Source organism: Streptomyces melanosporofaciens, from assembly GCF_900105695.1.
GTDB classification, from domain to species: domain Bacteria; phylum Actinomycetota; class Actinomycetes; order Streptomycetales; family Streptomycetaceae; genus Streptomyces; species Streptomyces antimycoticus.
The window spans coordinates 1,400,713-1,424,011 of the sequence record NZ_FNST01000002.1; the positions used below are offsets into that span (position 1 = coordinate 1,400,713).

Annotated in this window: 26 protein-coding genes and 2 pseudogenes; 12 read left to right on the top strand and 16 right to left on the bottom strand. The window is 70.1% G+C overall.

What is annotated here, in order from left to right:
* Nucleotides 1-275 precede the first annotated feature (275 nt).
* From BLV72_RS08895 to BLV72_RS08905, 3 genes are all read left to right on the top strand, one after another.
* The gene (locus BLV72_RS08895; protein WP_093461417.1) at nt 276-1,301 is read left to right on the top strand and encodes an MASE1 domain-containing protein; all 1,026 of its coding nucleotides are present in this window, start codon (nt 276-278) and stop codon (nt 1,299-1,301) included.
* 140 nt (nt 1,302-1,441) lie between these two features.
* A complete protein-coding gene (locus BLV72_RS08900) occupies nt 1,442-2,077 on the top strand; it encodes a histidine phosphatase family protein (RefSeq protein WP_093461418.1) in 636 nt (211 codons plus the stop codon).
* Nucleotides 2,078-2,318: 241 nt separating this feature from the next.
* Complete coding sequence (locus tag BLV72_RS08905) at nt 2,319-2,891, top strand: helix-turn-helix domain-containing protein (protein ID WP_093461420.1); 573 nt, start codon at nt 2,319-2,321, stop codon at nt 2,889-2,891.
* Between the two features lie 48 nt (nt 2,892-2,939).
* On the opposite strand, the gene BLV72_RS08910 is transcribed toward BLV72_RS08905, so the two are convergent.
* Both BLV72_RS08910 and BLV72_RS08915 read right to left on the bottom strand, forming a co-directional pair.
* The gene (locus BLV72_RS08910; RefSeq protein WP_059146678.1) at nt 2,940-3,545 is read right to left on the bottom strand and encodes a ClpP family protease; all 606 of its coding nucleotides are present in this window, start codon (nt 3,543-3,545) and stop codon (nt 2,940-2,942) included.
* 1 nt (nt 3,546) lies between these two features.
* The gene (locus BLV72_RS08915; RefSeq protein WP_093461421.1) at nt 3,547-4,209 is read right to left on the bottom strand and encodes an ATP-dependent Clp protease proteolytic subunit; all 663 of its coding nucleotides are present in this window, start codon (nt 4,207-4,209) and stop codon (nt 3,547-3,549) included.
* Nucleotides 4,210-4,527: 318 nt separating this feature from the next.
* On the opposite strand from BLV72_RS08915, the gene BLV72_RS08920 reads away from it, so the two are divergent.
* The gene (locus BLV72_RS08920) at nt 4,528-5,223 is read left to right on the top strand and encodes a restriction endonuclease (RefSeq protein WP_093461423.1); all 696 of its coding nucleotides are present in this window, start codon (nt 4,528-4,530) and stop codon (nt 5,221-5,223) included.
* Between the two features lie 45 nt (nt 5,224-5,268).
* Here the strand turns inward: BLV72_RS08920 and BLV72_RS08925 are convergent, their stop codons facing one another.
* Nucleotides 5,269-6,462: an MFS transporter gene (locus tag BLV72_RS08925; protein WP_093461424.1), complete on the bottom strand. Its 1,194-nt coding sequence runs from the start codon at nt 6,460-6,462 to the stop codon at nt 5,269-5,271.
* A 104-nt stretch (nt 6,463-6,566) separates the two neighbouring features.
* Between BLV72_RS08925 and BLV72_RS08930 the strand changes: the two genes are divergently transcribed.
* Complete coding sequence (locus BLV72_RS08930) at nt 6,567-7,175, top strand: TetR/AcrR family transcriptional regulator (RefSeq protein WP_093461425.1); 609 nt, start codon at nt 6,567-6,569, stop codon at nt 7,173-7,175.
* A 372-nt stretch (nt 7,176-7,547) separates the two neighbouring features.
* Here BLV72_RS08930 and BLV72_RS08935 read toward each other — a convergent pair whose 3' ends face one another.
* Entirely contained in the window at nt 7,548-8,456 is a 909-nt protein-coding gene (locus BLV72_RS08935) for a LysR family transcriptional regulator (RefSeq protein ID WP_093461427.1), read from the bottom strand.
* Between the two features lie 127 nt (nt 8,457-8,583).
* Here BLV72_RS08935 and BLV72_RS08940 point away from each other — a divergent pair, with 127 nt between their 5' ends.
* Together BLV72_RS08940 and BLV72_RS08945 are read left to right on the top strand one after the other, a co-directional pair.
* On the top strand, nt 8,584-9,387 hold the full coding sequence (locus tag BLV72_RS08940) for an SDR family NAD(P)-dependent oxidoreductase (RefSeq protein WP_093461428.1): 804 nt from the start codon (nt 8,584-8,586) through the stop codon (nt 9,385-9,387).
* A gap of 122 nt (nt 9,388-9,509) precedes the next feature.
* Entirely contained in the window at nt 9,510-10,916 is a 1,407-nt protein-coding gene (locus BLV72_RS08945) for an FAD-binding oxidoreductase (RefSeq protein WP_093461430.1), read from the top strand.
* A gap of 47 nt (nt 10,917-10,963) precedes the next feature.
* On the opposite strand, the gene BLV72_RS08950 is transcribed toward BLV72_RS08945, so the two are convergent.
* The gene (locus BLV72_RS08950) at nt 10,964-11,692 is read right to left on the bottom strand and encodes an SDR family oxidoreductase (RefSeq protein WP_093461431.1); all 729 of its coding nucleotides are present in this window, start codon (nt 11,690-11,692) and stop codon (nt 10,964-10,966) included.
* 151 nt (nt 11,693-11,843) lie between these two features.
* On the opposite strand from BLV72_RS08950, the gene BLV72_RS08955 reads away from it, so the two are divergent.
* Entirely contained in the window at nt 11,844-12,320 is a 477-nt protein-coding gene (locus BLV72_RS08955) for an RrF2 family transcriptional regulator (protein WP_093470262.1), read from the top strand.
* Nucleotides 12,321-12,432: 112 nt separating this feature from the next.
* Here the strand turns inward: BLV72_RS08955 and BLV72_RS08960 are convergent, their stop codons facing one another.
* A complete protein-coding gene (locus BLV72_RS08960; protein WP_093461433.1) occupies nt 12,433-13,101 on the bottom strand; it encodes a nitroreductase in 669 nt (222 codons plus the stop codon).
* 161 nt (nt 13,102-13,262) lie between these two features.
* On the opposite strand from BLV72_RS08960, the gene BLV72_RS08965 reads away from it, so the two are divergent.
* The gene (locus BLV72_RS08965; protein WP_093461434.1) at nt 13,263-13,913 is read left to right on the top strand and encodes an FMN-dependent NADH-azoreductase; all 651 of its coding nucleotides are present in this window, start codon (nt 13,263-13,265) and stop codon (nt 13,911-13,913) included.
* A gap of 166 nt (nt 13,914-14,079) precedes the next feature.
* On the opposite strand, the gene BLV72_RS08970 is transcribed toward BLV72_RS08965, so the two are convergent.
* The 3 genes and pseudogenes from BLV72_RS08970 to BLV72_RS08980 all read right to left on the bottom strand — a co-directional run bounded on the left by BLV72_RS08970 (nt 14,080) and on the right by BLV72_RS08980 (nt 15,784).
* Entirely contained in the window at nt 14,080-14,565 is a 486-nt protein-coding gene (locus BLV72_RS08970; RefSeq protein WP_093461436.1) for a MarR family winged helix-turn-helix transcriptional regulator, read from the bottom strand.
* Nucleotides 14,566-14,643: 78 nt separating this feature from the next.
* A pseudogene (locus BLV72_RS08975) lies at nt 14,644-14,865 on the bottom strand (HD domain-containing protein); the annotation flags it as partial.
* A 502-nt stretch (nt 14,866-15,367) separates the two neighbouring features.
* Nucleotides 15,368-15,784: a MarR family winged helix-turn-helix transcriptional regulator gene (locus BLV72_RS08980; RefSeq protein ID WP_093461437.1), complete on the bottom strand. Its 417-nt coding sequence runs from the start codon at nt 15,782-15,784 to the stop codon at nt 15,368-15,370.
* Nucleotides 15,785-15,886: 102 nt separating this feature from the next.
* Here BLV72_RS08980 and BLV72_RS08985 point away from each other — a divergent pair, with 102 nt between their 5' ends.
* Nucleotides 15,887-16,807, top strand: a complete 921-nt coding sequence (locus BLV72_RS08985; RefSeq protein WP_093461439.1) for an alpha/beta hydrolase — start codon at nt 15,887-15,889, stop codon at nt 16,805-16,807.
* Between the two features lie 42 nt (nt 16,808-16,849).
* On the opposite strand, the gene BLV72_RS08990 is transcribed toward BLV72_RS08985, so the two are convergent.
* A complete protein-coding gene (locus BLV72_RS08990) occupies nt 16,850-17,356 on the bottom strand; it encodes a nuclear transport factor 2 family protein (protein ID WP_093461440.1) in 507 nt (168 codons plus the stop codon).
* Complete coding sequence (locus tag BLV72_RS08995; RefSeq protein WP_208905594.1) at nt 17,353-18,378, bottom strand: NADP-dependent oxidoreductase; 1,026 nt, start codon at nt 18,376-18,378, stop codon at nt 17,353-17,355. Before BLV72_RS08995 ends, BLV72_RS08990 begins: the two co-directional genes overlap by 4 nt.
* Before the next feature lie 112 nt (nt 18,379-18,490).
* On the opposite strand from BLV72_RS08995, the gene BLV72_RS09000 reads away from it, so the two are divergent.
* On the top strand, nt 18,491-19,048 hold the full coding sequence (locus BLV72_RS09000; RefSeq protein ID WP_093461443.1) for a TetR/AcrR family transcriptional regulator: 558 nt from the start codon (nt 18,491-18,493) through the stop codon (nt 19,046-19,048).
* A 117-nt stretch (nt 19,049-19,165) separates the two neighbouring features.
* Here the strand turns inward: BLV72_RS09000 and BLV72_RS09005 are convergent, their stop codons facing one another.
* A complete protein-coding gene (locus BLV72_RS09005) occupies nt 19,166-19,390 on the bottom strand; it encodes a cold-shock protein (protein WP_093461445.1) in 225 nt (74 codons plus the stop codon).
* Nucleotides 19,391-19,449: 59 nt separating this feature from the next.
* Nucleotides 19,450-20,049, bottom strand: a complete 600-nt coding sequence (locus tag BLV72_RS09010; protein WP_093461446.1) for a TetR/AcrR family transcriptional regulator — start codon at nt 20,047-20,049, stop codon at nt 19,450-19,452.
* 203 nt (nt 20,050-20,252) lie between these two features.
* On the opposite strand from BLV72_RS09010, the gene BLV72_RS09015 reads away from it, so the two are divergent.
* On the top strand, nt 20,253-21,002 hold the full coding sequence (locus BLV72_RS09015; protein WP_093461448.1) for an SDR family oxidoreductase: 750 nt from the start codon (nt 20,253-20,255) through the stop codon (nt 21,000-21,002).
* A gap of 64 nt (nt 21,003-21,066) precedes the next feature.
* On the opposite strand, the pseudogene BLV72_RS09020 reads toward BLV72_RS09015, so the two are convergent.
* The 3 genes and pseudogenes from BLV72_RS09020 to BLV72_RS09030 form a co-directional block, all read right to left on the bottom strand.
* Nucleotides 21,067-21,255: pseudogene (locus BLV72_RS09020) on the bottom strand (VOC family protein); the annotation flags it as partial.
* Between the two features lie 42 nt (nt 21,256-21,297).
* Nucleotides 21,298-21,975: a response regulator gene (locus BLV72_RS09025; RefSeq protein WP_093461449.1), complete on the bottom strand. Its 678-nt coding sequence runs from the start codon at nt 21,973-21,975 to the stop codon at nt 21,298-21,300.
* The gene (locus tag BLV72_RS09030) at nt 21,976-23,157 is read right to left on the bottom strand and encodes a sensor histidine kinase (RefSeq protein WP_093461450.1); all 1,182 of its coding nucleotides are present in this window, start codon (nt 23,155-23,157) and stop codon (nt 21,976-21,978) included.
* Nucleotides 23,158-23,299 lie beyond the last annotated feature (142 nt).

Genomic DNA, 23,299 nt, shown 5'->3' on the forward strand with positions numbered 1-23,299 from the left:
CACAGGGCGGTCGCGGCGCGTTCCAACGAGTCCTCGTCACCGGCTGGTTGGTTGGTCCGTACCGCGGTTTTGAGGACGGTATGACCATGGGATTCCGGTGTCAATACGAGCCTTAAGTCAAGCCATGAAATTGTGTGGGGTGGAGTGTGTGGGGCGAGGCTGTGCCGCGTTGCGGGAGCGTCTGTACTGCGTACGGGCGAGGCTGTGGTGCGTATGGGCGAGCCCGCCCCGGTGGCCGCGTGTCAGCCGCGCCGGCCGAGGGCGCGCGTAGTGGGATGGCCGCTGTGGCGCGCGATACGGGGATCCGGCGGAACAACGGTTTCCGGCGCAACGGTGCCACGGCGCTGCGGCTCGTGGCCGTCGCCGCCCTCTACTACGCGGGCGCCTGGATCGGGCTGCTGCAGGAGCTGGTGCGCGATCAGGTGACCCCGCTGTGGCCGCCGACCGGAATCGCCCTGGCCTGTCTGCTGACGCTCGGCCCCATGGCCTGGCCGGGCATCGCCCTCGGCGCCGTCGCGGTCAACGCCCCCATCGGCCCGTCGCCCCTGGCGGTCCTCGCGATCGTCGTGGGCAACACCCTGGCCCCGCTCTGCTCATATCTGCTGCTGCGGCGGGTGGGCTTCCGGCCCGCCCTGGACCGGCTGCGGGACGCGCTGGTCCTGGTCTTCCTCGGCGCCCTGGCCGGCATGCTGATCAGCGCCACGGTGGGGGCCACCGCGCTCATCGTGTCGGGCGCGCTCCCGGTGGGTGACTTCTGGACCGCCTGGTCGGTGTGGTGGACGGGCGACGCGATGGGGGTGCTGGTGATCACCCCCCTGCTGCTGGTGCTCCACCGCCTGCTCCACCGCGTCCGGCTGCCCCGTGGCGTCAGCCCGTACCGCCTGCTGGAGGCGGCGGTCCTGCTGCTGGGCACGGCGGCCGTCACCCTGGTCGCCACGCGGACGGAGGTCAGCCTGCTCTTCCTCGTCTTCCCCTTCCTGATCTGGGCCGCCCTGCGCTTCCGACTCGCGGGCGCCGCCCCGTGCTCGCTCATCGTCTCGGTCCTCGCGATCGCCGCGACGGCGGAGGGCACCGGTCCGTTCTCCCACCATGCGCTGCCGGCCCGGATGGTCACCCTCCAGGCGTTCAACGGCTCGACGGCCCTGACGGCCCTGCTGCTGTCGGCGATCACCACCGAACGGAACGCCACCCGCCGCCAGATCGAACACGTCTGCGCCCAACTGGCCGAAGTCGTCTTCCGCCTCGCCCCGGACGAGCCCCGCCCACCCGAAGGGGACCGGAAGTCCACGGACCGGCGGTAGGAGGCTGTCCGAGGCGCCGCCGGGAAGAGGCACTGGGAGCCGGGAGCCGGGAGCCGGGCAGCTGGAAGCGGGCACCGGCCACCTGGAACCGCCACCCCGCACCGGCCGTCCCTTCCAGCGACTCTCGACGGACAGGGACCATGACCGCGACCCACGCCACCCGCTATCTCTATCTGACCCGCCACGGCGAGGCCACGCCGGACGAAGGCGGGCTCACCCCCACCGGCCGCCGCCAGGCCGCGCTGCTCGGCCAGCGGCTCCGAAACGTTCCGCTGTCGGCGATCCACCACGGCCCGCTGCCCCGCGCGGCCGAGACCGCCCGGCTGATCGGTGACCGGCTCGACGGCGTACCCGCCCATGTCTGCGAACCGGCCGGGGACTATGTGCCGTACACGCCCCACCGAGACGAACTACCCGCCGATTCGGCCGACTTCCTGCTCGACTTCGTCCACGGTTTTCCAGCCGATGAGCGCGCCGGCGGCCCACTGCTGGCCCGTATCGCCGAGGAGTGCTTCACCGGCCCCGTGGAGGGTCCCGAGGACCGCCATGAGCTGGTCGTCACCCATAACTTCCTCATCGGCTGGCTGGTCCGAGCCGCGCTCGACGCTGCGAAGTGGCGCTGGCTCGGCCTCAACCAGTGCAACGCGGCGCTGACGGTCATCCGCTATCCCCCGCCCGGCCGACCGCCCTCGGTGCTCTTCTCCAACGACATGGCGCATCTGCCCGCGCCACTGCGCTGGACCGGCTACCCGCCGGAGCTGCGTATCACTTCCTGACCGGAGGAACCGGCCCCCGGCCTTCCGCCGGGGGCCGGGCCCGCGCTGTTGGGCCCGGCTCCCGCCGTGTCCGAGTACGCAAGCAGCCCAGCAAGCGTGAATAAGGACAGCCATACGGTAGAGCCGGGCACTGACAACGGGGGCGCGGCGAACCGAGGAAGGCACTCGAACGCTTGAGCGGTTCGCCAAGGGCAGAGCGCCGCCCCCTTCCCGTCGGGCGCGACGCTCCTACCCTGAGGGGGTGAGCAGCCACGCGTCGAACCGAGCCCGCGTCATTCCCCTGCGTCCGGCCACCGCGGACCCGGCGCCCCAGGCGGGAGCCGCCGAAGCCGAAGGAGCCCCCGCGGCGGGCCCCGCCGTTCCGGCCGCCCCGGCTGTCCCGGGCGGCCCGATCCGGCGGGAGCAGCCGGGCCTGGAGCCGGTGAAGGAGCCCCTGCTGCGGGATCTCGTCGGAGGCGTGCTGCGGCGCGAGCGCCTCGCCCAGCAGCGCACGCTCAAGGACGTGGCCGAGGCGGCCCGGATCTCGATGCCGTACCTCTCCGAACTCGAACGGGGCCGCAAGGAGGCGTCGTCCGAGGTCCTCGCGGCCGCCGCCCGCGCACTCGGCCTCAGCCTGGCCGACCTCCTCGCCATGGCCCAGGGCGAGCTGATCCGACTCGTCTCCGGCCCGCGGCGGCGGCGCGACGGCTCGGTGGTGTCGGTCGCGTCCCTCACGTCCGTCGCCTCTGCAGGCTCCGTCACGTCGGCCACCTCCGTCACCGACCGCGGGTCCCGGCACGCGGGCCGGCAGGGCGAGGTACGGCTCGCCGCCTGAGACACCGCCGCCCGACGCCCCGCTCCCGAGACACCGGCTGTCCGCCCCTCAGAAACCCCGGCCCGCCCGCCGGCTCAGCACCTCGTCGGCGAGCCCGTACGCCACCGCCTCCTGCGCCGTGAAGACCTTGTCGCGGTCCATGTCGGCGCGGAGCGTGGCGGCGTCATGGGGCGTATGGCGGGCGAGCACCTCCTCGACCTGCGAGCGGATCCGGAGCATCTCCTTGGCCTGCAGGCTGAGGTCCGAGACCGTGCCCTGCTGACCGCCGCTCACCGGCTGCCCCAGCAGCACCCGGGCGTGCTCCAGCACGAACCGCCGCCCGGGGTCTCCCCCGGCCAGCAGCACCGCCGCGGTCGAGGCCGCCTGCCCTACGCAGAACGTCGAGATGGGCGCGGACACGAACGTCATCGTGTCGTAGATCGCCATCAGCGAGGTGAAGGAGCCGCCCGGTGAGTTGATGTAGATCGCGATCTCCTGCTCCGAGCTCGACGATTCGAGGTGGAGCAGCTGCGCGATGACGACGTTGGCCACGCCGTCGTCGATCTCCGTGCCGAGGAAGATGATCCGCTCGGACAGCAGCCGGCTGTAGATGTCGTACGCGCGCTCCCCCTGCGTGGTGCGCTCGACGACCGTCGGAATCGTGTACTGCCCCATGTCAGATCCCCATCCTGCGTCGCGCACCGGCCGGCCGTACGTCCGCGAGGGACTCCAGGACCCGGTCGACCATTCCGTATTCCTTCGCCTGCTCCGCCGTGAACCACCGGTCGCGGTCGCCGTCGCGCGAAATGGTCTCCACGCTCTGTCCGGTGTGTTCCGCCGTGATCCGCTCGATGGACCGCTTCATGAATTCCAGGTTCTCGGCCTGAATCGCGATATCGGCCGTGCTCCCCCCGATACCGGCGGACGGCTGATGCATCATGATGCGGGAATTCGGCAGGGCGTAGCGCTTTCCCGACGCTCCGACGGTGAGCAGAAACTGCCCCATGCTCGCGGCGAATCCCATGGTGAGCGTGGACACGTCGTTCGGAATCAGCCGCATCGTGTCGTAGATCGCCAGCCCCGCCGTCACCGAACCGCCCGGACTGTTGATGTAGAGGCTGATGTCCGACCGCGGATCCTCGGCCGACAGCAGCAGCATCTGCGCGCAGACCCGGTTCGCGGACACCTCGTCCACCTGCGTCCCGAGAAAGACGATGCGCTGGGTCAGCAGCTGCGAGGCAAGGTGATCGTCGAACCGCGTGGGTGCCGTGTCCCCCTCCGCGGCTCGCGGAATCGATCCCGGCTCCCAGCCGGTGGCGAATGCTCCGAATGTTCCCATCGGACCTCCCTGTGAGTGCCGCCTGTGCGTACCGCGACGCTCACCGCCGCGGGTCCTTTCACCATCGACCCAATTCGCTTGTGCGGTAAGGAATCTCGGCCCGCAGCAGATTCGCCCACGGCAGACCCGTCCCGGCGGCCCATAAGGCGGTCTTGCGGGGGGTCTCGCCATTCCCGAGACTGCCGGGAAACGAGCCGACAGGGGGCGGGCGCGATGGCCGTGCGACGACGAGGGCAACGGTTACGGCAACGGCGCCGTAAAGCGGCGTTACGGCGGGCGAAGGCACGGCCGCACCGCACGGCCTGGAGCGGCGGCGCGGTGACACTCCTCGCGCTGGCCCTGGTCTGGAAGACGGTGTGGCCGTACGTCGTCGGGGTGGTCCTCGTGGGGCTGCTCGGCGGCGTCGGCTGGTGGTTGCGGCGTACGCATCTGCGCACCGTGGCGGAACACCGCGCCTGGCAGACCGAGGAGGAGAACGCGGCACGCGAGCGGTCCATGGCCGAGGTCGACGCCATGACCTGGCAGCGGTTCGAACGGTACGTCGCCGAGCTGTGCCGCCGGGACGGCTGCACCCAGGTCGTCGTCTCCGGGAAGTCGGGTGACCTGGGCGCCGACGTCGTCGGCCGGATGCCGGACGGGCGCCGGCTGGTGATCCAGTGCAAGCACTACGCGCCCCATCGCACCGTGCCGAGCGGCGATATGCAGAAGTTCCTCGGCACCGCGAAGGCCGAACACGCCGCGGACGTGGCGGTGTTCGTCGCCACCTGCGACTTCACCCGGGAGGCGGAGCGGCTCGCGGTGAAGCACGAGATCGTCGCCATGCACCGCAACCTCCTCGGCGCCTGGGTGCGGGGCTCCACCCTGGAGTCGCTGATCCCCCTCAACGGGGCGGGCAACGGCCGTCGCCCACGAGACCTCGGGGGCGGCCGGGGCACAGCCGCCCGCCCCGCGGCGGCCCCGCGACCACCGGGCCCACCGGACCAACCCGGCGCAGGCCACAACCGCCCCCGATAAGCTCCCGGCCCAGCCGACCGACGGCGATCCCCGCCTCCCGTGGCATCACCGCCCCGCCGGGAAGGCCGCGCGCCGGCCGCAGCCGACCGTGACCAGTGCGATGAGCGCGAGCACGATCATCCCGGCGGGGAGGACCGATGCGCCGATGCCGTCGACGACGACTGCGCCGAGCGCGCCACCCGCGAAGATCGCCAGGTTGAAGGACGTCGTGAGCAGGGCGTTCGCCACATCGCCGTTCTCGCCCGCGGCTTCCCCCATGGCCGTCTGCAGGTGCGTCGCCGCGCCGCCGAAGGCGATGCCCCACAGGACGATCGCGAGGAGGACGAGCACCAGGACCCCCTGGCCGAGGACGAACGTCGCGCCGGAGACGATGAACAGACTCACGCTCACCAGGGTGAGCCGGCGCAGCGCGTGGTCGATGAAGACGCCGGTGATCCAGATCCCCGCGAGTGCGGCGACTCCGAAGACGACGAGTGCGATGTCGGGTCGCAGTGCGAGATGCGTCTGTCGCAGATAGGGGGCGATGTAGGTGTAGAGGAGGTTGTGCGCGAGCATCCAGACGAAGACGACAACGAGGATGGTCGACACGCCCGGAATGCCCAGCACCTGCGCGAGTGGCACCCGCGTCCGCGCCCGCTGCCCCGCGACGTCGGGCACGAGGAACCACGCGAAGACCATGACGACGGCGGTCAGCAGGGACATCGCGACGAAGGCCCATCGCCATCCGGCCGCCGAACCGAGCCAGGCACCCAGCGGCGTCCCGACGGAGAGCGCGACCGGGGTCCCGGTCATGGCGATGGCGAGGGCGCGTCCCGCGTGCTCCGGCGCGGCGATGCGCCGCGCGTATCCCGCGAGCATGCCCCACAGCAGACCGGAGAAGGCTCCCGCGACGAAGCGGGCGCCGAGGGCCACCGGGAGCGAGGACGACAGGGTGGTGACGGTGTTGGCGACCAGGAATCCGAGCAGCCCGGCCAGGAGGAGCGGCTTCCGCCGGGCCCCGCGGGTCAGCATGATCGCGGGTATCGCCGCGAGCACCGTACCGATCGCGTAGGCGCTCACGAGCTGCCCGGCTCCGCCCTCCGAGACGCCGAGTCCACCGGCGAGTTGCGGGAGCAGCCCGGCCGGCAGCGTCTCGGTCATGATCACGATGAAACCGGTGCACGCCATCACGACCAGCGCCGGAACGGGAAGCGGCTCGCGTGATCGCGTGAGAGCCGCGGCAGGGAACGTCGAGGTCATCGGGGACTCCTCCCATATTTACGGATCGATCGATCCGATATTGACGAGCGGTGGCTGCATCCGTCAAACTGGATCAGTCATTCCGAAAATGGAGGAGGTCTGCCGTGTCACCCGTCGGCCGTCCCCGCGCCTTCGACCCCGAGTCCGTTCTGGAAGCCGCGATGCTGCTGTTCTGGGAGCAGGGCTACGAAGCGACCTCGCTCGCGCAACTGCGCGAGGCCACGGGCCTGTCCTCGGCCAGTCTGTACGGCGCCTTCGGCTCGAAGGACGGATTGTTCGAAAGGGCCGTGGAGCACTACATCTCAGGCCCGGGCAGCATCACCGACGTCGCCGCCGACGCGGCCCTGAGCCCTCGGGAGGCCATCGCCCGCCTCCTCCACGGCTCGATCGACATGCAGACCGACCCCTCCCACCCCCGCGGATGCCTCATCGCCCTCTCGGGCACGCTCGGCGCACCGGAGACGGGCGAGACGGCGCGAAGGGTCGTGGCCGCCCGCCGGGCGGTGGACCGAGCCCGCGTCAGAGCATGCGTCGTACGCGGCATCGCCGCCGGAGACCTCGCCGAGGACACCGACGTGGACGGCACCACGTCGATGATCCACGGCTTCCTGCTCGGCGTCTCGACGCAGGTACGCGACGGCGTCCCGGCCCGGCACCTGCACACCGCGGCCGACACGCTACTGGCCAACTGGCCCGCACCACGCGGCGATTGACGCTCCCGGAACGGCACCCACGGCGAGGCGCCATGCCCGTCAGGTCATCCTCGGCGACGGCCCATCGCCACGCCTTCGCTCGGGCATCGGGGCGAACCGATCCCGTCCGGGCCGGGACGTCCCCCCGGTCCATGATTCCCATCCCGGTCACGGTACGGCGGGGCAGGCGTATCAGGACCTCATACGGGCAGTCTTGTGCGCGACCCGTGACACACACAGCATCACGGGCCTACCGTCACAAGCAGGTTCGACCCATGCCGAGCGCGAGCCCCCTCTCCCCAGGTGTGGCCTCTCGCTGCGATCGAGCCCGCTCGCGCCCCCGCGCCAACCCCCGGGGGCGCTGGCATGTGCCCGCACGGTCACGCCCCGGCGTCAGGGTTCCGCACGAAGCTGTGCGGCCTCCTGGCGCAGCGCCTCCACGGTGGCCGCCACCTCGGGAGAGCGGTCGCGGGCCGTGACGGCGACCATCGCCCGGCCGAGCCAGGCGGGGTCCTCGACTCGGACGGTACGGACGCCGGCGGGGATCGCGGCGGCGGCCACTTCGGGGAGTACGGCGATGCCGAGACCGGTGGCGACCAGGCCGAGACGGGTGGGCCATTCGCGGGCGGCATAGGCGATCCGCGGGCGGTCGAGGGTGGGCCAGGCGCCGAACTGAGGGTCGTCGCGGAGGCCCTTGCCGACGATCCAGGGCTCGTCCCTCAGCTCGGTCACCGGGATGGTTCCACGACCGGCGAACCGGTGATTCGCGGGGACGGCGAGCAGCAGACCGCCGTCCAGGAGCAGATCGCGGCGCAGCCCCTCGAACGCGTAGGCGGGCAGATCCGCTCCCACGCCGATCACCGCGACATCGATGCGGTGGGCGCGGAGTTGGCGAAGCTGGGTGGGCGAGGACGCCTCGCCGAACTCGACGATCAGCGCCGGATGGTCGTTGCGCAGCCGGGCCAGTGTCCTGGGGACGAGCACGGCGGCGGCCGAGGGGAAGGCCGCGACGGAGACGCGTCCGGTGACGTGGTCCGTCAGCCCGGCGAGGTCCGCGCCGACGGCGTCGATCTCGCTGAGGACCGTCGCGGCCCGGCGGGCGAGCACCATACCCGCAGGTGAGGGGGTCACCCCGCGGGCGCCGCGGACGAACAGCGGTGCGCCCGCGGCGGCTTCCATCGCCGCCACCTGACGGGACACCGCCGACTGGGTGTATCCGAGTGCGTCGGCCGCGGCGGTGAACGATCCGGTGTCGACGACGGCCCGGACGACGCGGAGACCGGTGAGGGACAGCTCGGCCATGCCACCACCCTGACACATTCCGAGACCGCATGTCTCCCATGCCAGACCCTCGCTGGTGGAATGCCTTGACCCGCCGCACGCTGGAGGAGCAACGACAGGCAGACCATCACAGGGAGCACTCATCATCATGGCGAAGACGTGGTTCATCACGGGCAGCTCGAGGGGGTTCGGCCGCGAGTGGGCGGACGCCGCGCTGGAACGCGGCGAGCACGTCGCGGCGACGGCCCGGGATATCAGCCATCTGACCCCTCTGGTCGAGCGGTACGGGAAGGCGGTGCTGCCGCTGCGACTCGACGTCACCGACCGTGCCGCGGTGCATGCGGCGGTGCAGCGGGCCCATGCGCATTTCGGTTCGCTGGACATCGCCGTCAACAACGCCGGCTATGGGCATTTCGGCATGGTCGAGGAGCTGACCGAGGACGAACTCCGGGCCCAGATGGAGACCAACTTCCTGGGCGCGGTGTGGGTCACGCAGGCCGTGCTGCCCTTCATGCGGTCGCAGCGATCGGGACGGATCCTGCAGGTGACCAGCGAGGGCGGCGTACGGGCCTTCCCCGGTATCGGCGCGTACCACGCCTCCAAATGGGCCCTTGAGGGATTGTCGGAGTCCCTGGCACAGGAAGTGGCGGCCTTCGGCATCCATATCACCAACGTCGAGCCCGGCCCCTATGCCACCGACTGGCTGGAGCGCGGGGCACGGCACAGCGAGCGGCACCCGGACTACGCCGAAGTCCACACGGCCACCGCGGTGGATTTCGAGGTCGGCGACCCGCGCGCGACCCGCGACGCGATTCTCCGGATCGTCGACGCGGAGCGGCCCCCGTTGAGGATCTTCCTCGGCAAGTCCTTCACCGATGTCGCCGATCTCTACGAGGAGCGCCTGACGACGTGGCGGGAGTGGCAGCCGGTCTCCCTGGCGGCGTTCGGTTGAGGGGCACGGCCGGGGCCCGCCGAGCGCCGTTCTCGACGCGCCCCCGACCGCACAGCTCGCTACGCTTGAGGTGGGGTCGGCAACGGACATGAGGCCGGCCATCACTCCGGGGAGTGGTCCCCATGGCAGCCGGTGGCAGCTACGGCGCAGCCCTCACCGACCTCGGCGAGAGGCTGGTCGGCGACGTGATCACGCCGGGCGACGCGGACTATGACGAGGCCCGCAAGATCTTCAACACGATGATCGACCGGCGCCCGGCCGCCATCGCGCAATGCGAGACCGCACCAGACGTCGCCCACGCGATCCGCTTCGCCCGCGACCACGTCCTGCCGCTCGCGGTGCGCGGCGGCGGACACAGCGTGGCCGGGATGTCCCTCGTGGACGGCGGTCTCGTCATCGACCTGCGCAGGATGGACGCGGTGACGGTCGACCCCGGCGCCCGTACGGCCACGGTCGGTGGTGGCGCGATCATGAGCGGGCTCGACCGGGCGACGCAGCCGTACGGCCTGGCGACGACCGGAGGCCGGGTGTCCACCACCGGGGTCGGCGGCTTCGTGCTGGGCGGTGGCGCGGGCTTTCTGGACCGCGCCTTCGGTCTGGCCTGCGACAACCTCCTGTCCGTGGACCTGGTGACGGCGCAGGGCGATCAGTTGCACGTGGACGAGAAGGAGCACCCGGAGCTGTTCTGGGCCCTGCACGGCGGTGGCGGCAACTTCGGCGTGGCCACCGCCTTCACCCTCCGGCTCCATCCGCTCACCACCATGACGGCGATGCTGCTGCTGTGGCGCCCCGAAGCGGGCCCGGCCGTGGCGCGCGCCTACCGCGACTTCTTCGAGTCCGCGCCGGGTCAGGTCGGCGGAGGGCTGCTCTATCTCACCGGCCCGCCCGAGGAGTTCGTTCCCGACGACATGGTCGACACCCTCGTCTGCGCGGTGCTCCTCACCTACACCGGCCACGAGGAGCGGGCCCGCGCCATCACCGCTCCCCTGCTGCGGCTCGGCCACGACGCGGAAATGATCACCGAACTGCCCTACGCGGACCTGCAGTGCATGCTCGACGACCCGCCCGGCTACCGGAACTACTGGTCCGCCGAATACCTCGACTCCTTCCCCGACCAGGCGGTGGACCGCTTCTGCGCGCGCGCCTCCGACATGGTCGTCCCCTCCCCCTCCCAGCACGTGCTGTTCCCCCAGGGCGCGGCGGTGACCGAGGGACCCTCCGACTATCCGCTGCCCTGGCGCGGGGCGGCCTGGATCGTGCACCCCTTCGGGCTGTGGGACGACCCGGCCGACGACGCCCGCGTCCGGCAATGGGCCCATGACACCCGCGCCGACGTCCGGCCGTGGTCCCGCGGCGCGGTCTACCTCAACTTCATCGGCCGGGAGGGCCGGGACCGGGTCATCGAGGGATTCGGCGCCGAGAACTACCACCGCCTGGCCGGGGTGAAGGCCCTGTACGACCCGGACAACGTCTTCCGGCTCAACCACAACATCGAGCCCCGCATCGAGCCCCGCCCGGCGGGGCGGTGATGCCGGACGGGCCGGCATCTCGTCCGCTCCCGCCACGGCGGGCCGCGTCAGGAGAGCCAGTCGGTGTAGCGGGTGGGGGCGAGGTGGGCGCTTTTGTCGGTGAGGACGTCGCCCTTGACGGCGGCGAACATGCCGGCGGTGGGGTCGGTGACGACGGTGCGGTCGTCGCCCTTGTGGGACAGGGTGATCCGGCCCAGCTCGTCCAGGGAGAAGACCTCGGGACCCCCGATGTTGTGAACGCCACGCACGGGGGCGCCCGCGGCGACCTCCGCCACCGCGGCGGCCACGTCCTTGGCGGCGATCGGCTGGATCGGCGTGGCGGGCAGCCGGACGGTCTCGGCGTCGGCGGTCCAGGACATGGCGGCGTCCATGAACTCCATGAACTGCGTCGCCCGGACGATCGAGTACGGGATCGGCCCGGCCGCGAGGATCTCCTCCTGGAGCACCTTGGCCCGGTAGTAGTCCAGCTCCGGCACCTGGTCCACGCCGACGATCGAGAGGATGACGAAGTGGCCGACGCCGCCCCGCTGGGCCGCGGCCAGCAGGTTGTCCATCGAGGTCCGGAAGAAGGCCGGGGAGGCTTCGTCGAAGGTCGGCGAGTTGGTCAGGTTGACGACGACATCGGCTCCCGCCACCGCCTCGTCCAGCCCCTGGCCGGTGATGACGTCGACTCCGGTGGACTGCGAGTGCGGCACCGCCTCGTGCCCGGCGGCGTTCAGATTCTTGACGACCTGCGATCCGATCAGCCCGGTACCGCCGATGACTGCGAACTTCATGACATGCCCTTCGTCGGGATTACGTCTGAAATACGGCATATGGATACCCACGCGAGCGGGACATCCACCAAACTCGGACACATCTTGTCCGAGAAAATACGCGGACACAAGTTGTCCGAGTAGGAGGGCTGATTACAGTGGTCCCGTGAAGATGTCCGGCGGAGTCGAGTGGGCCCTGCACTGCTGCGTCGTGCTCACGTCCGTGGAGGAGCCCGTCCCCGCGACCAAGCTGGCGGAGTTCCACGACGTCTCGGCCAGCTACCTGGCCAAACAGCTACAGGCGCTCTCCCGGGCCGGGCTTGTGCGCTCGGTCCAGGGCAAGGCGGGCGGCTACGTACTCACCCGGGAACCCGCCTCGATCACGCTGCTCGACGTGGTCGAAGCGATCGACGGCCCCGCAGCGGCGTTCACCTGCACGGAGATCCGCCAGCGGGGCCCGATGGCCACCCCGGCCGAGATGTGCACCACACCGTGCCCGATCGCCCGCGCGATGTCCGGGGCGGACGCGGCCTGGCGAGAAGCGCTGCGCGCCGTCTCGATCGCCGATCTGGCGCAGGACGTCGCCGAGACCTCGGGCCCGTCGGCGATGACGCGCGTCAGTGCGTGGCTGACGGCGCCGCAAGGCTGAAGCGTGGCCGACCACACCACAAGCCTCCGGGCCGCACCGCGCCCCTGAGAGCCGCACCGCGACTCCGAGGACCGCAGCGCGACCCTGACGGCCCCGGGGCCTCCGAGAACCCTCAGTCGCCGTCGATGAAGCTGACCGTCTCGTCGAGCGGCGCCCGTCCCGTACGGCTATAACTTTCCGTGACGTCCTCGTACCCGATCGACATGCCGCAGAAGAGCATGAGTTCGTCCGGGGGCGAAACGATCTCCGCGACGGACTTGCGGAACTTCGCCCATGCCATCTGCGGGCAACTGTGCAGCCCCTCGGCGCGGAGCAGCAGCATGACGGTCTGCAGATACATGCCGACGTCGGACCACTGGGCCGGGCCCAGGTCGCGGTCGATGTAGCAGAACAGGGCCGCGGGCGCGCCAAAACACTGCCAGTTCGCGGAAGCGGCCCGCTGGCGCGCCTCCACGTCCTCGCGCGGAATGCCGAGTGCCCCGTAGCGCTGCTCGCCGAAGGCGGATCGGCGATCGCTGTACGGAGACTTCAAGTCGGGCGGGTACTGCACGTACTCCGCCTCGTCGAAGGGCTCGCCCGCGGCCAGACGCTCGCCGGCCCGCTTTTTGAGCTCGGCGAGCGGCGCGCCGGTCAGCACATAGACGTTCCACGGCTGAATGTTCGATCCGGACGGCGCCCAAGCCGCTGCGGACAGCACCCGCTCCAGCACCTCTCTCGGGACAGGCTGGTCGGTAAACCCGCGCACTGCCCGTCGACTCGTGACCGCCTCGTAGACGTCCAAGATCGCCTATCTCCCATCTGCTCATACGACGCGACGCGCCCATCTCAGCTACACTCACGACAGTATCATTCAATACTATCTCGTGTTTAACTATCGGCGAGCGCCAATGCTCAGCCCTGCCCCGGGCTCCCCGCCTCGGGCGTCACTCTTGGAGAAAGTTCATGGTCACGCTGCTGCACATCGACTCGTCCGTGCTTCCGGGCGAGGCGTCCTCGTCCCGTTCGGTCACGGCCGCCTTCCGCAAGGCATGGGAGGAGCAGCACCCGGAGGGCACGGTGATCTACCGCGACCTCGCCGCCAACCCCGTCCCGTACATGACCGCCGCCGCCTGGTCCGCCGGTTACACCGCCCCGGCCGAGCGCACCCCGGAGCAGTCCACGGCGTTCGCCGTGCGCGAGACGCTCATGGAGGAGCTGGAGCAGGCGGACGCGGTCCTGATCGCCGCCCCCATGCACAACTTCTCGATCCCCTCGACCCTCAAGGCGTGGCTCGACAACGTGCTCCTGCTCGGCCGCACCGCGGGCGAGTCCCCCTCCGCCGAGGGCACGCCGACCGTCGTCGTCGCCAGCCGCGGCGGCTCCTACGCACCGGGCACCCCGCGCGAGGGCTTCGACTTCGTGCAGAACTACCTGGAGGCGGTCCTCAAGCGCACCCTGGGCCTGGACCTCGACTTCATCGTCCCGGAGCTCACCATGGCCCCCCGCAACCCGGCCATGTCCGAGCTGATCCCCCTCTACGAGGCATCCCGCGAGCGCGCCTTCGAGGACGCGACCGCCAAGGCCATGGAGCTCGCGAAGCGCCTCGCCGCGTAGCCCGTGCCGGACGACGGACGCCGTGTGACGCCGAGCCCCAGGAGGTCACACGGCGTTCTCGTCCCCCACGCAAGGACGCAGGGGCGCCGGCCGCACCCCTCGGGCACCCACAAACCGGCCTCGGCGAAACGCACCCACCCGGCGGGCAGCCGTCGCGCGGACGCGCCTACGCCTGACCCTCCGCGGGATAGGCGAACCGGTTCAGCAGATCCGTCAGCTGCTCAGGCTCGCCGGGCCCCAGCTCGGCGACCAGCCGCTCGGCCAGCGGCTCCGCCGCCACATGGGCCGCGTCGAAAAGCTCGACCCCCTGAGGCGTGATCTCCACCGCCCGCACCCGCCGATCCCCCGGCACGGCCTTCCGCACGACCAGCCCCTTACGCTCCAGGTCGTCCACGACCCGCATGATCCCCGCCTTGTCCGACCCCGTCGCCGCCGCCAGGTCCCGCTGCACCGTCGGCCCGCAGTCGACCAGCACGATCAGCACGGCGAAATGCCGCAACTCAATGCCGAGCGGCCGAAGCGCCTCCGTCATCACCCCAGCCGCCCTCCAGTGCGCCCGGCGCAGCAGCAACCCGAGCGCGAAGGGCGAGGCATCCCCGGGGCGACCGGTCGCGCGCGAGGCGGTGGGCTGGGGAGAAACTTCGGCGGTCATGAGGCCACATTACAGCCATTCATCCGTTCGATACGGTTTCACTTGAAACCAAATCCGGCGACCGGGCTTTCGCGCCCGCTACGGCTTCTCGCCCAGCACAGCGCGGAGCCAGTCGAGAGATCCCTCATTCAGGAGTTCGTCAGCGAGGCGCTTTCCGGCCTCCGTCACCAACCGGCCGCGGCTGTTGTCGACCCATCGCTGAGTGTTTTCGTATCCCTGGGACAGGTATTCGAGTCCCTGCAGCAGGCATTCAATCTTGTCCGCGTCCCGAGCGCATACCGCCTCGGGCCACTCGTCAGCCACCGTCAACCCCTCTGTCTGGGCAGGTGCTGCTCAGCGCTGCGGGCGGGCGATCAGCCGGACGTACCGCGCCACGTCCACCCCGCCGGAGTTCTGCCGTGGTGCGACGCGACTCGTTCTCACGGCTGATCTCCAGTGGTTCCATGGCGGTGGCGCAGGCCGCGTCCGGGGCACGGTCGGCGGCGTGCGCGCCGGCGAGCCGGGCCAGATGGAGGCCCCGCTCGCGCTGGTATATGGCCGACGGGCGGTCGAGGGTTTGCCGGTAGGTGGTCACCGCGTCCGTCGGCTTGCCCAGCCGGAGGCAGCACGTTGCCCGCTGGGCGTGGACGTGCGCACGGTTGCGGTAGCCGCCAAGCTGTTCGAGCGCGCGGAGGGCCGGCAGTTCGCCTCCGATGAGGGCATGCCCATGTGCATCCGGCCCCATAGACCGGGTGGGCCGCTGGGCTCCGGACCCCCACCGGAGCGCGCCACCAGCGGTCCACCAGCGGTCCACCTCAATGCCCTATTCGGTCTCGAGGAGCCTCAGCAGCATCCGACGCAGTTCGGACTGATCCCGTTCGTCGAGCCGCGCCATCATCGTCGAGAACTCCGAGGCAAGAGCTTCGAGTGCCTTGGCGCGCACGCGCTGCCCCTCGGGAGTGGTCATGAGGCGATGGCGGCGCAAGTCGCTCTCGTCGATCTCTCTGCGCACCAGCCCGCTGTCGACGAGGTTCCGCAAGTACGTCGTGACGCTCGCCTTCGGAAGCATCAGCTTCCGTGTGAGCTCCGCTGGGTACTTACACGCGTCCACCTCGTCGAGAACGAAGAACTCCTTCGTCTCCAGCCCCAGTTCTTCGAGCTGGGGGGCGGCAGCGTTCATGACCCTGGTCAGAAGTCGTTGGTTCAACTTCCACAGCTCAGCAGCGTCATCCGCCGGCATGGGACTCCTTGAGATATGGTACGACCTTGAGCTAGTTCGGTTTGGAACTAGCTGGATACCGAACAGCTCCGAAGGATTCTACGCGGAAGGCGCTGACCCCTCGTGCCACAGCACATCTCCATCCCTCGCGGCGCCCTCGACCTCGCCGCCGATCTCTACCTCCCGGAGGGATTCGACGCCGCAGAACCCCAGGCCGCGGTCGTGCTCGCCACGCCAGGAAGCAGCGTCAAGGAGCAGATCGGCGCGAACTACGCGTCCCGACTCGCCAAGAACGGCTTCGCCGCCCTCACCTTCGACCCCGCCCATCAAGGACAAAGCGGTGGACAGCCCCGTGACCTCGAAGATCCCTATGGTCGCGGCGAAGACATCTCCTACGCGATCGACGAACTGAGCACCATCCCCGGCATCGATCCACAGCGGATCGGCGCGCTCGGCATCTGCGCTGGTGGCGGCTACGCCGTGCACACCGCTCGCACCGATCACCGCATCAAGGCGATCGCCACGGTCGTCGCCGGCAACATGGGCGAGTCCTGGCGCGGGCCCGGCTTCTCTCCCAACGGCCCCGCCGCGACACTCGATGACCTTGCCGCGGCGCGGACGCGGGAGGTCATCAAGCATGACCTCGAGCGGGTCAACTGGTTGCCGGACACCCTCGAGGACGCGGCGGCGGCCGGATTCACCGACATCGACACCACTCAGGCGATCACGTACTACCGCACGCCGAGAGGCGGCAACGAGCACTCGACCAACCGCCGCCTTCGCCGCAGCGACGCGCTGCTCCTCGGCTACGACGCCTTCCACCTCGTCGACCAGCTGCTCACCCAACCGCTCCAGGTGATCGTCGCAGGGCGCCGGGGGAACACCGGCCAGTACGAGGCGGGCATGAAACTGTGGAAGCTGGCCCCCAACCCCATCGATCTGCTCATCGTCGAAGGCGCCGGACACTACGAGATGTACGACGAGCCCCGATACGTCGACCAGGCAATTGAACGGCTGACAGCCTTCTACGGCGAGTATCTGTAGCCGTTGGCTTGGGGTCACCCCTCCTACCAGGCGTTGCCCGTCCTACCAGGCGTTGTCCGTGCCGAGGAACAGCTCGGCGATCCGCCACTCGCCCCCGGCGCGTTCGAGCCCGAAGGTGTAGAAACCGGTCGCGACCACGCCCGCGCTCCCGCCCCCGCTCCCGCCCCCGCTCCCGCCCGCGTTCGACGTGAGCATGAGGTAGGCGTGCACCAGCGCCGTGTCGGCGTTCGCGCCATGGAAGGCCACGTTGACCAGGTTGTGCCGCCGCTGGTCGGTCTCCGCGTCCATCGCGTCCCGTACGAACGCGAGGATCGCCTCGCGTCCGACGACGGGCCCGAGGTCGCTCTCGCCGGCGATCTTGAACGCCCACGTGGCGTCCTCGGCCAGGACGGCGCCCAGTGCCTCCAGGTCCTGCTGGTCCAGGGCGAAGGCGTAGCGCGCCAGCGTCTGGTGGACGGCGAGCTGCTCGGCCGGGTCGAGGGCCACCTCCCCCGGGCGGATCGCGGCGAGGTGGGCGCTTCCCCAGCCGGGGGCGGCCTTCGCGCTCATGCGACCGTCAGGACGATCTTGCCCTGGAGGTGCCCCTGGGCAGCTCGCTCGTGCGCCGCCCGGGCGTCCGCGAGCGGGAAGGTGCTGTCGATCGCCACGCGGATCGCGCCGTCCGCGAGCAGGCGCCCGAGCTCGGCGAGCTGCGCGCCGTTCGAGCGGACCTGGGCGGCCGTGACCGTGACACCCTGCTTCGCGTTCTCCTCGTCGTCGAACTCGCCGAAGTACACCGGGTAGAGGGACCCGCCGCGCTTGACGGTGCGCAGGAAGCGCCGGCTGTCGGGGCCCCCGACGGTGTCCAGGACGAGATCGACGTCACGGGCGACGTCCTCGGGCCGCTCCTTGGTGTAGTCGATGAAGTCGTCGGCGCCGAGCTCGCGCAGGAACCGCTCGTGGGCGCCGGAGGCCACGGCGATGACACGGGCCCCCTTCCACTTGGCGAGCTGGAGGGCGAGGTGCCCCACGCCACCGGCGGCGCCGTTGACGAGCACCGTCTTCTCGCTGTCGAGTGCCATCGGGCGGTGCTGGGCGGCCTGGAACGGCGAGGGGTGGTCGTGCCCGAGCTCGATCAAGAACTGCCATGCGGTCAGACCCGACATGGCCAGGGCGGCGGCCTGCACATGGTCGACGCCGGCCGGCTTGCGGGCGAAGTCGGACGCCGGCGCGGTGACGTACTCGGCGTAGGCCCCGGCCTGGAGCGCGGTGGGGAAGCGCAGCAGGCCGAACACCTCGTCTCCGGCCGCGAAGGCAGCGACGTCGGCGGCGACATCGGCGGCGACGGCTTCCACGACGCCCGAGACGTCGGTCCCCGGAATCAGGGGGAGATCCATCGGGGGCTTCAGCTCGGCCGGTACGTTCGGCATCCCCTCGCGGGCGTACCAGTCCGGAGGGTTGATGCCGACCGCGTGCACGCGGACGAGCACCTCGCCGGGCCCCGGTTCGGGAACGGGCACCTCCTCGTGACGCAGCACCTGGGGGCCGCCGAACTCATGCAGCCGGATCGCCTTCATGGTCTGTGTGGGCACAGCTCTCTCCTGCATCTCCCCGCGGGGTAAACTAAGTGAACCACGGATCCGTTTTTCCGGACCGCCGATCCGAATATACGGGTCAGTGATCCGGATATTCAAGGGAGGGCAGATGAGGGCGGATGCCCGGGCCAACCACGACCGTCTGCTGGCCGTCGCCGGCGCCGTCATCACCGAGCACGGCGTCGACGCGTCGATGCGCGATATCGCTCGCCGGGCAGAGGTCGGGCTGGCGACGCTACTGCGTCACTTCCCGACCCGGGAGGCGCTGCTCGAAGCCCTGCTCCGGACGAGCTTCGACGAGCTGACGGAACGGGCGGCCGAGGTCGAGACCACGAGCTCGCCCCAGGACGCGGTGATGTTGTGGCTGCGCGACTTCGTCGCGTGCACGAAGAACTACCGCGGGGTGGTGACGGCGATGGTGAAGGCGATCGAGGACCCCGAGTCCGCGCTCCACACCTCCTGCGTCACCATGCGCGGGGCCGGCACCCGGCTCCTCACCCGTGCCCAGGCCGCGGGCGTGGCACGGACCGACATCGACGGTGCCGACCTCTTCGCCCTGGCCTCGTCGCTGGCCTGGCTCGGCGACCAGCCCGGGCTCGAGGCGCGCGCCGAGCACCTCTTCGGGGTGGTGGTGAGCGCGATCCTCACGGATCGAGCGGCGGTGTGACGCCGGAGGACGGACACCGTGGCCGCGCCCTGCTGCGGTGTCTTGAACGCCTCGGGGTGGAGCAGGTTGCCGTCCTCGTCGATCCAGCCCCGCTGGACCACGACGGCGCCGTGGAGGTCAGGCGGATCGGGGCACGATGCTCACCGCGCGGTAGTCGTACCCGTCCTGTTTGAAGCCGGGGGCTTCCCACTCGAGGTCTACCTGCTGTCCGGGGCTGAGGGTGCGGAAGCCGGTCGCCTGGATGTCGGAGAAGTGGCCGAAGCAGCCGCCCGGAGTCTCGGGCGAGTCGAGCACGCCCCAGCCTTCCTCATCGCTCCACTCACGGACCGTCGCAGTCACCATGGGGGAACCCTACGGGTTCTGCTCGGGCCCGAGGCGGCCCCGGCCGGCGCTGGTTTCGGTCACCCCCGCAATGCGTCGACCGCGGTGTCGATGGCGGCCAGGGCCACCGTCCTGTCGAGACCTGCCCTCGATACGAGCGAGAGCCCTTGGACGATGTACAGCAGTAGCTGGGCCTGGGCCTCGGGCTGGGCGCTGTCAGTAACTTCTCCGGTGGCCTGTGCGCGGCGGAGTGCGTCGGTGACGATGTCGGTGAACCGGCGATATGAGCGGGTGACGATTTCCGTGGCTTCACTGTCGTGGGGTACGAGTTCGGCGGTGGTGTTGCCGACCAGACAGCCGTGCGGTACGCCCACGTCGGAGATCAGTTCGTCCAGGCGTGCTGGGTGGGTCAGGATCTCGCGAAGCGCCGGCAGAAGTGGGGCGGTGTCGAGCGCGGTGATCAGGTGCCGCTCGTACACATCCCAGTAGAGCCTGACGGCATCGAGGTAGAAGCGGCGCTTGTCCCCGAACGTTCCGTAGAGGCTGCCGCGCTCGACGGCCAGCGCGTCGACCAGGTCCTGGATCGATGTCGCCCCGTATCCCCGGGACCAGAACAGCTCAAGTGCGCGCGCCAGCGTCTGGTCCTTGTCGAACTCGCGGGGGCGTCCGGTTCGTGCCACCTGGCCGAGACTACAACTTCTTGACAGGGCGTTCAAGAAGTCATAGCTTCGCCATCACATGACTTCTGGAACGGCCACATAGAAGTCGGTGGATTCTCAATGAGGTCGGCTGCCGGCCGAATGGTGCCTGCCTCGTGCTGACGGGGACAGCCCGTCAGCGTTGTCAATCTCGCGCCTCGGCGCCACGTGAGGAGAATCAGTTCATGGGTCGTCTTGAGGGAAAGCACGCACTGATCACAGGGGGGACGAGCGGCATTGGCCTTGAGACGGCCCGTGAGTTCCTCGCCGAGGGAGCGTCTGTCGCGATCACCGGTCGCTCGCAGGAACGATTGGAGGAGGCTGCCCGACAATTGGAGGGTCCGCTGTTGCCCATCGTCAGCGACGCCGGCGACGTACCCGGCCAAGCGGCGCTCGCATCGCGGCTGCAGGCGGAATGGCCAAAGCTCGACATCCTGATGAGCAACGCCGCCGACATCACCCATCTCCCGATCGAGGAATGGACCGAGGAGGCATTCGACAGGCTCCTCGCAACCAACCTCAAATCGCCGTTCTTCCTGATCAGGGATCTGTTGCCGCTCTTCTCGCAGCAATCCTCGATCATCGTCGTCGGTTCGGTGTCCGCTTTCATCGGACACGAGAATGCAACGGTCTACGGGGCGGCCAAGGCGGGCCTGCTGTCCTATACTCGCGGGCTGACCCATGAGTTGAAAGATCGGGGTATCCGTGTCAACGGACTGAGCCCGGGGCCGACTGTCACCAATGCGTTCAAGCCGCTTGGTTCCGAGCGCCAAGCCGCCATCTACGAGGAACTTCGGCGGACCGTCCCCCTCCATCGCCTAGGGACCGCCACCGAGATGGCGAAGGCGGCCGTCTATCTCGCCTCGGACGAGTCCGCCTACACCGCCGGCACCGTGCTGCGCGTCGATGGCGGCATCGGGGAGCTTGCCTACTAGGCACCAGGCCGTGCCGTGATTGTGACAGGCCGTCTACGGAACTGGCCGGGACGGCGCATGGGCGTCAGGAATTCATGGCCGCTCGGTCGGACTCGCTGCGCGGGACACAGAATTCATTGCCTTCGGGATCAGCGAGGATTGCCCAGCCCGAACCATCGGGATTCCGGTGGTCGGCGCCAGAGGTGGCACCGAGGCCCAGCAGCCGGTCCACCTCCTTCTGTACTACCGAGACCACGTGCGCGAGCTTCCCTGATCTCCACGCCGGACGCCACCGAGTTGCGTGCTCGTCGCACGGTCATTCCTCCGCGTCGCGGACCAGGAGTGCGATCTGTACCCGGTTCTCGGCCGCCAGCTTGGCGAACAGACTGCTGGCGTGGGCCTTGACGGTCGCGACGCTGATATGCAGCCGCTGGGCGATCTCCGGGTTGCCCAGTCCGTCCGCGATGGCCCGAGCGGTTTCGCGTTCGCGTTCGGTCAGTGTGGACAGCTGTTTCCGCGCGGCTTCGCGGGATGAGTGGCGAGCGTGGGCGGACCGCGGGCCGGTGGCCGCGGCGATCACTCGTGCCGTGGCCGCCGGGGACAGCACGGGGTTGCCGTCCGCGACGGTCCGCACCGCGTCGAGGATCTGCGGCGGCTGGGTGTCCTTGAGGACGAACCCGAGTGCTCCGGCGCGCAGGGCGCCGAGCACGAGGTCGTCGGAGTCGAAGGTGGTCAGCATGAGCACCCGCGGCGGCTCCGGCCGGGTGAGGAGTTCCCTGGTCGTGCTGAGACCGTCACGGCCGGGCATCCGCACGTCCATCAGCACGACGTCCGGCCGCTGCTCGTCCACCACGGCGATCGCGGCGTTCCCGTCGGCCGCCTCCGCGACGACGGTCAGGTCCGGTTCGCCGTCGATGACGAGCCGCAGCGCCATGCGCACCAGCTGTTCGTCGTCGACGATGACGACACGCACCGGCTCCCGCTCGCTGTCCACTCAGGTTCTCTTTTCGTGGGTGGGGTGTGGCCAAGGTAGTTGTGCGGTGAGGAGATATCCGTTGTCGGGTGTGCGGTGATGGTTGAGTTTTCCACCGGCGAGGTCGATGCGTTCGGTGAGGCCGAGCAGGCCGAATCCCGATGCCGGTGGCTGTGCGGTGGCCCTGGTGGCCGCGGAGTTGTGCACGCCGACGTTGAGCGTGTCGCCCGCCGTTCCTTCGAGGGCGATGCGTACGGATGCGCCGGGGGCGTGTTTCGCGGCGTTGGTCAGGCCTTCTTGGACGATCCGGTAGCAGGTTCGTCCGACGACGTCGGACGGAACCCCCGCCACGGTGGTGGTGAACGTGACGTCCAGTCCCGATGCGCGGGCGTCGGCCACCAGGTCGGGGATTCCGTCGAGGGAGGGTTGCGGCGGTTCCGGGCGGCCCGGGTCGGCCCGGAGCACACCGAGGACGTCCCGTAGTTCTTCCAGTGCTTGGTGGGAGCCGTCGGCGATGCCGCGGACCAGCACACGGTTCTCCTCGGCGGTGAGGTCGCCGCGGTGGTCCAGCACTCCGGCCTGCATGGCGACCAGGGAGATCCGGTGCGCGAGCACATCGTGCATCTCGCGGGCGATCCGGTTCCGTTCCAGGGCACGTGCCTGCGCCGCCCGTGCGCTCTGCTCCCGTTCCGCGCTCTCCGCCCGGTCCCGCAACGACCGCACTTCGACACGGCGCGCGCCGATGGCCATGCCCACGGCCACCGCGATGCCCGCGATCAGCGCCGGGAAGGCGAGTTCGAGCCACCATGAGTCGGACGTGCGCTGGACCGGGTAGAGCCCGCCGGAGAACTGTGACGCGGTCACGAAGGCCAGCCCGACGACCCCGCTCTCCACCGGACGGCGACGAGTGGAGATCGAGATCAGCGCCAGAAACGCGGCGCCGGAGGCAAGGGCCGACGCGGTCGAGGCGATCACGACCGTCAGGGCGACGGCGAGCGGGAACCGCCGCCGCCACACCAGCGCCGTCAGGCAGCCGAGAGCCACCAGCGGGTCACCGATGAGGAACCACGAGCCCGTTTCGCCCGCCTGCGCCCGCAGCAGCGCACCCATGGAGAGCCAGATCGGTATGCCCGCTGCCGCTGCCGCCGCCAGCCGCCAGGTCTGCTGCCACCATCCGAGTCGTGGCGCGACGTCCGTGTTCACCTGGTCATTATCGCGAGACCGTACGGCCGGCGAATCCGACCAGGGGTGGGGTGCGCCCTCGACCAGAGTCGAATCAGCACCTCGCCTGTGGTCGCAGACGGTTCGAGCCGCCGGGCCGATGTGCCGGCCGCGCCGCACGAAC

Bases quoted from the DNA above. Each gene is read 5' to 3' on its own strand.
- BLV72_RS08980 (WP_093461437.1), bottom strand. From the start codon at position 15,784: ATGCCGGCGGATGACGCTGCTGAGCTGTGGAAGTTGAACCAACGACTT.
- BLV72_RS08950 (WP_093461431.1), bottom strand. From the start codon at position 11,692: ATGAAGTTCGCAGTCATCGGCGGTACCGGGCTGATCGGATCGCAGGTC.
- BLV72_RS08925 (WP_093461424.1), bottom strand. From the start codon at position 6,462: ATGACCTCGACGTTCCCTGCCGCGGCTCTCACGCGATCACGCGAGCCG.
- BLV72_RS08900 (WP_093461418.1), top strand. From the start codon at position 1,442: ATGACCGCGACCCACGCCACCCGCTATCTCTATCTGACCCGCCACGGC.
- BLV72_RS08970 (WP_093461436.1), bottom strand. From the start codon at position 14,565: ATGACCGCCGAAGTTTCTCCCCAGCCCACCGCCTCGCGCGCGACCGGT.
- BLV72_RS09015 (WP_093461448.1), top strand. From the start codon at position 20,253: ATGGGTCGTCTTGAGGGAAAGCACGCACTGATCACAGGGGGGACGAGC.
- BLV72_RS08940 (WP_093461428.1), top strand. From the start codon at position 8,584: ATGGCGAAGACGTGGTTCATCACGGGCAGCTCGAGGGGGTTCGGCCGC.
- BLV72_RS09000 (WP_093461443.1), top strand. From the start codon at position 18,491: ATGAGGGCGGATGCCCGGGCCAACCACGACCGTCTGCTGGCCGTCGCC.
- BLV72_RS08895 (WP_093461417.1), top strand. From the start codon at position 276: ATGGCCGCTGTGGCGCGCGATACGGGGATCCGGCGGAACAACGGTTTC.
- BLV72_RS08990 (WP_093461440.1), bottom strand. From the start codon at position 17,356: ATGAGCGCGAAGGCCGCCCCCGGCTGGGGAAGCGCCCACCTCGCCGCG.
- BLV72_RS08955 (WP_093470262.1), top strand. From the start codon at position 11,844: ATGTCCGGCGGAGTCGAGTGGGCCCTGCACTGCTGCGTCGTGCTCACG.
- BLV72_RS08965 (WP_093461434.1), top strand. From the start codon at position 13,263: ATGGTCACGCTGCTGCACATCGACTCGTCCGTGCTTCCGGGCGAGGCG.
- BLV72_RS08910 (WP_059146678.1), bottom strand. From the start codon at position 3,545: ATGGGGCAGTACACGATTCCGACGGTCGTCGAGCGCACCACGCAGGGG.
- BLV72_RS08945 (WP_093461430.1), top strand. From the start codon at position 9,510: ATGGCAGCCGGTGGCAGCTACGGCGCAGCCCTCACCGACCTCGGCGAG.
- BLV72_RS08935 (WP_093461427.1), bottom strand. From the start codon at position 8,456: ATGGCCGAGCTGTCCCTCACCGGTCTCCGCGTCGTCCGGGCCGTCGTC.
- BLV72_RS08915 (WP_093461421.1), bottom strand. From the start codon at position 4,209: ATGGGAACATTCGGAGCATTCGCCACCGGCTGGGAGCCGGGATCGATT.
- BLV72_RS09005 (WP_093461445.1), bottom strand. From the start codon at position 19,390: ATGGTGACTGCGACGGTCCGTGAGTGGAGCGATGAGGAAGGCTGGGGC.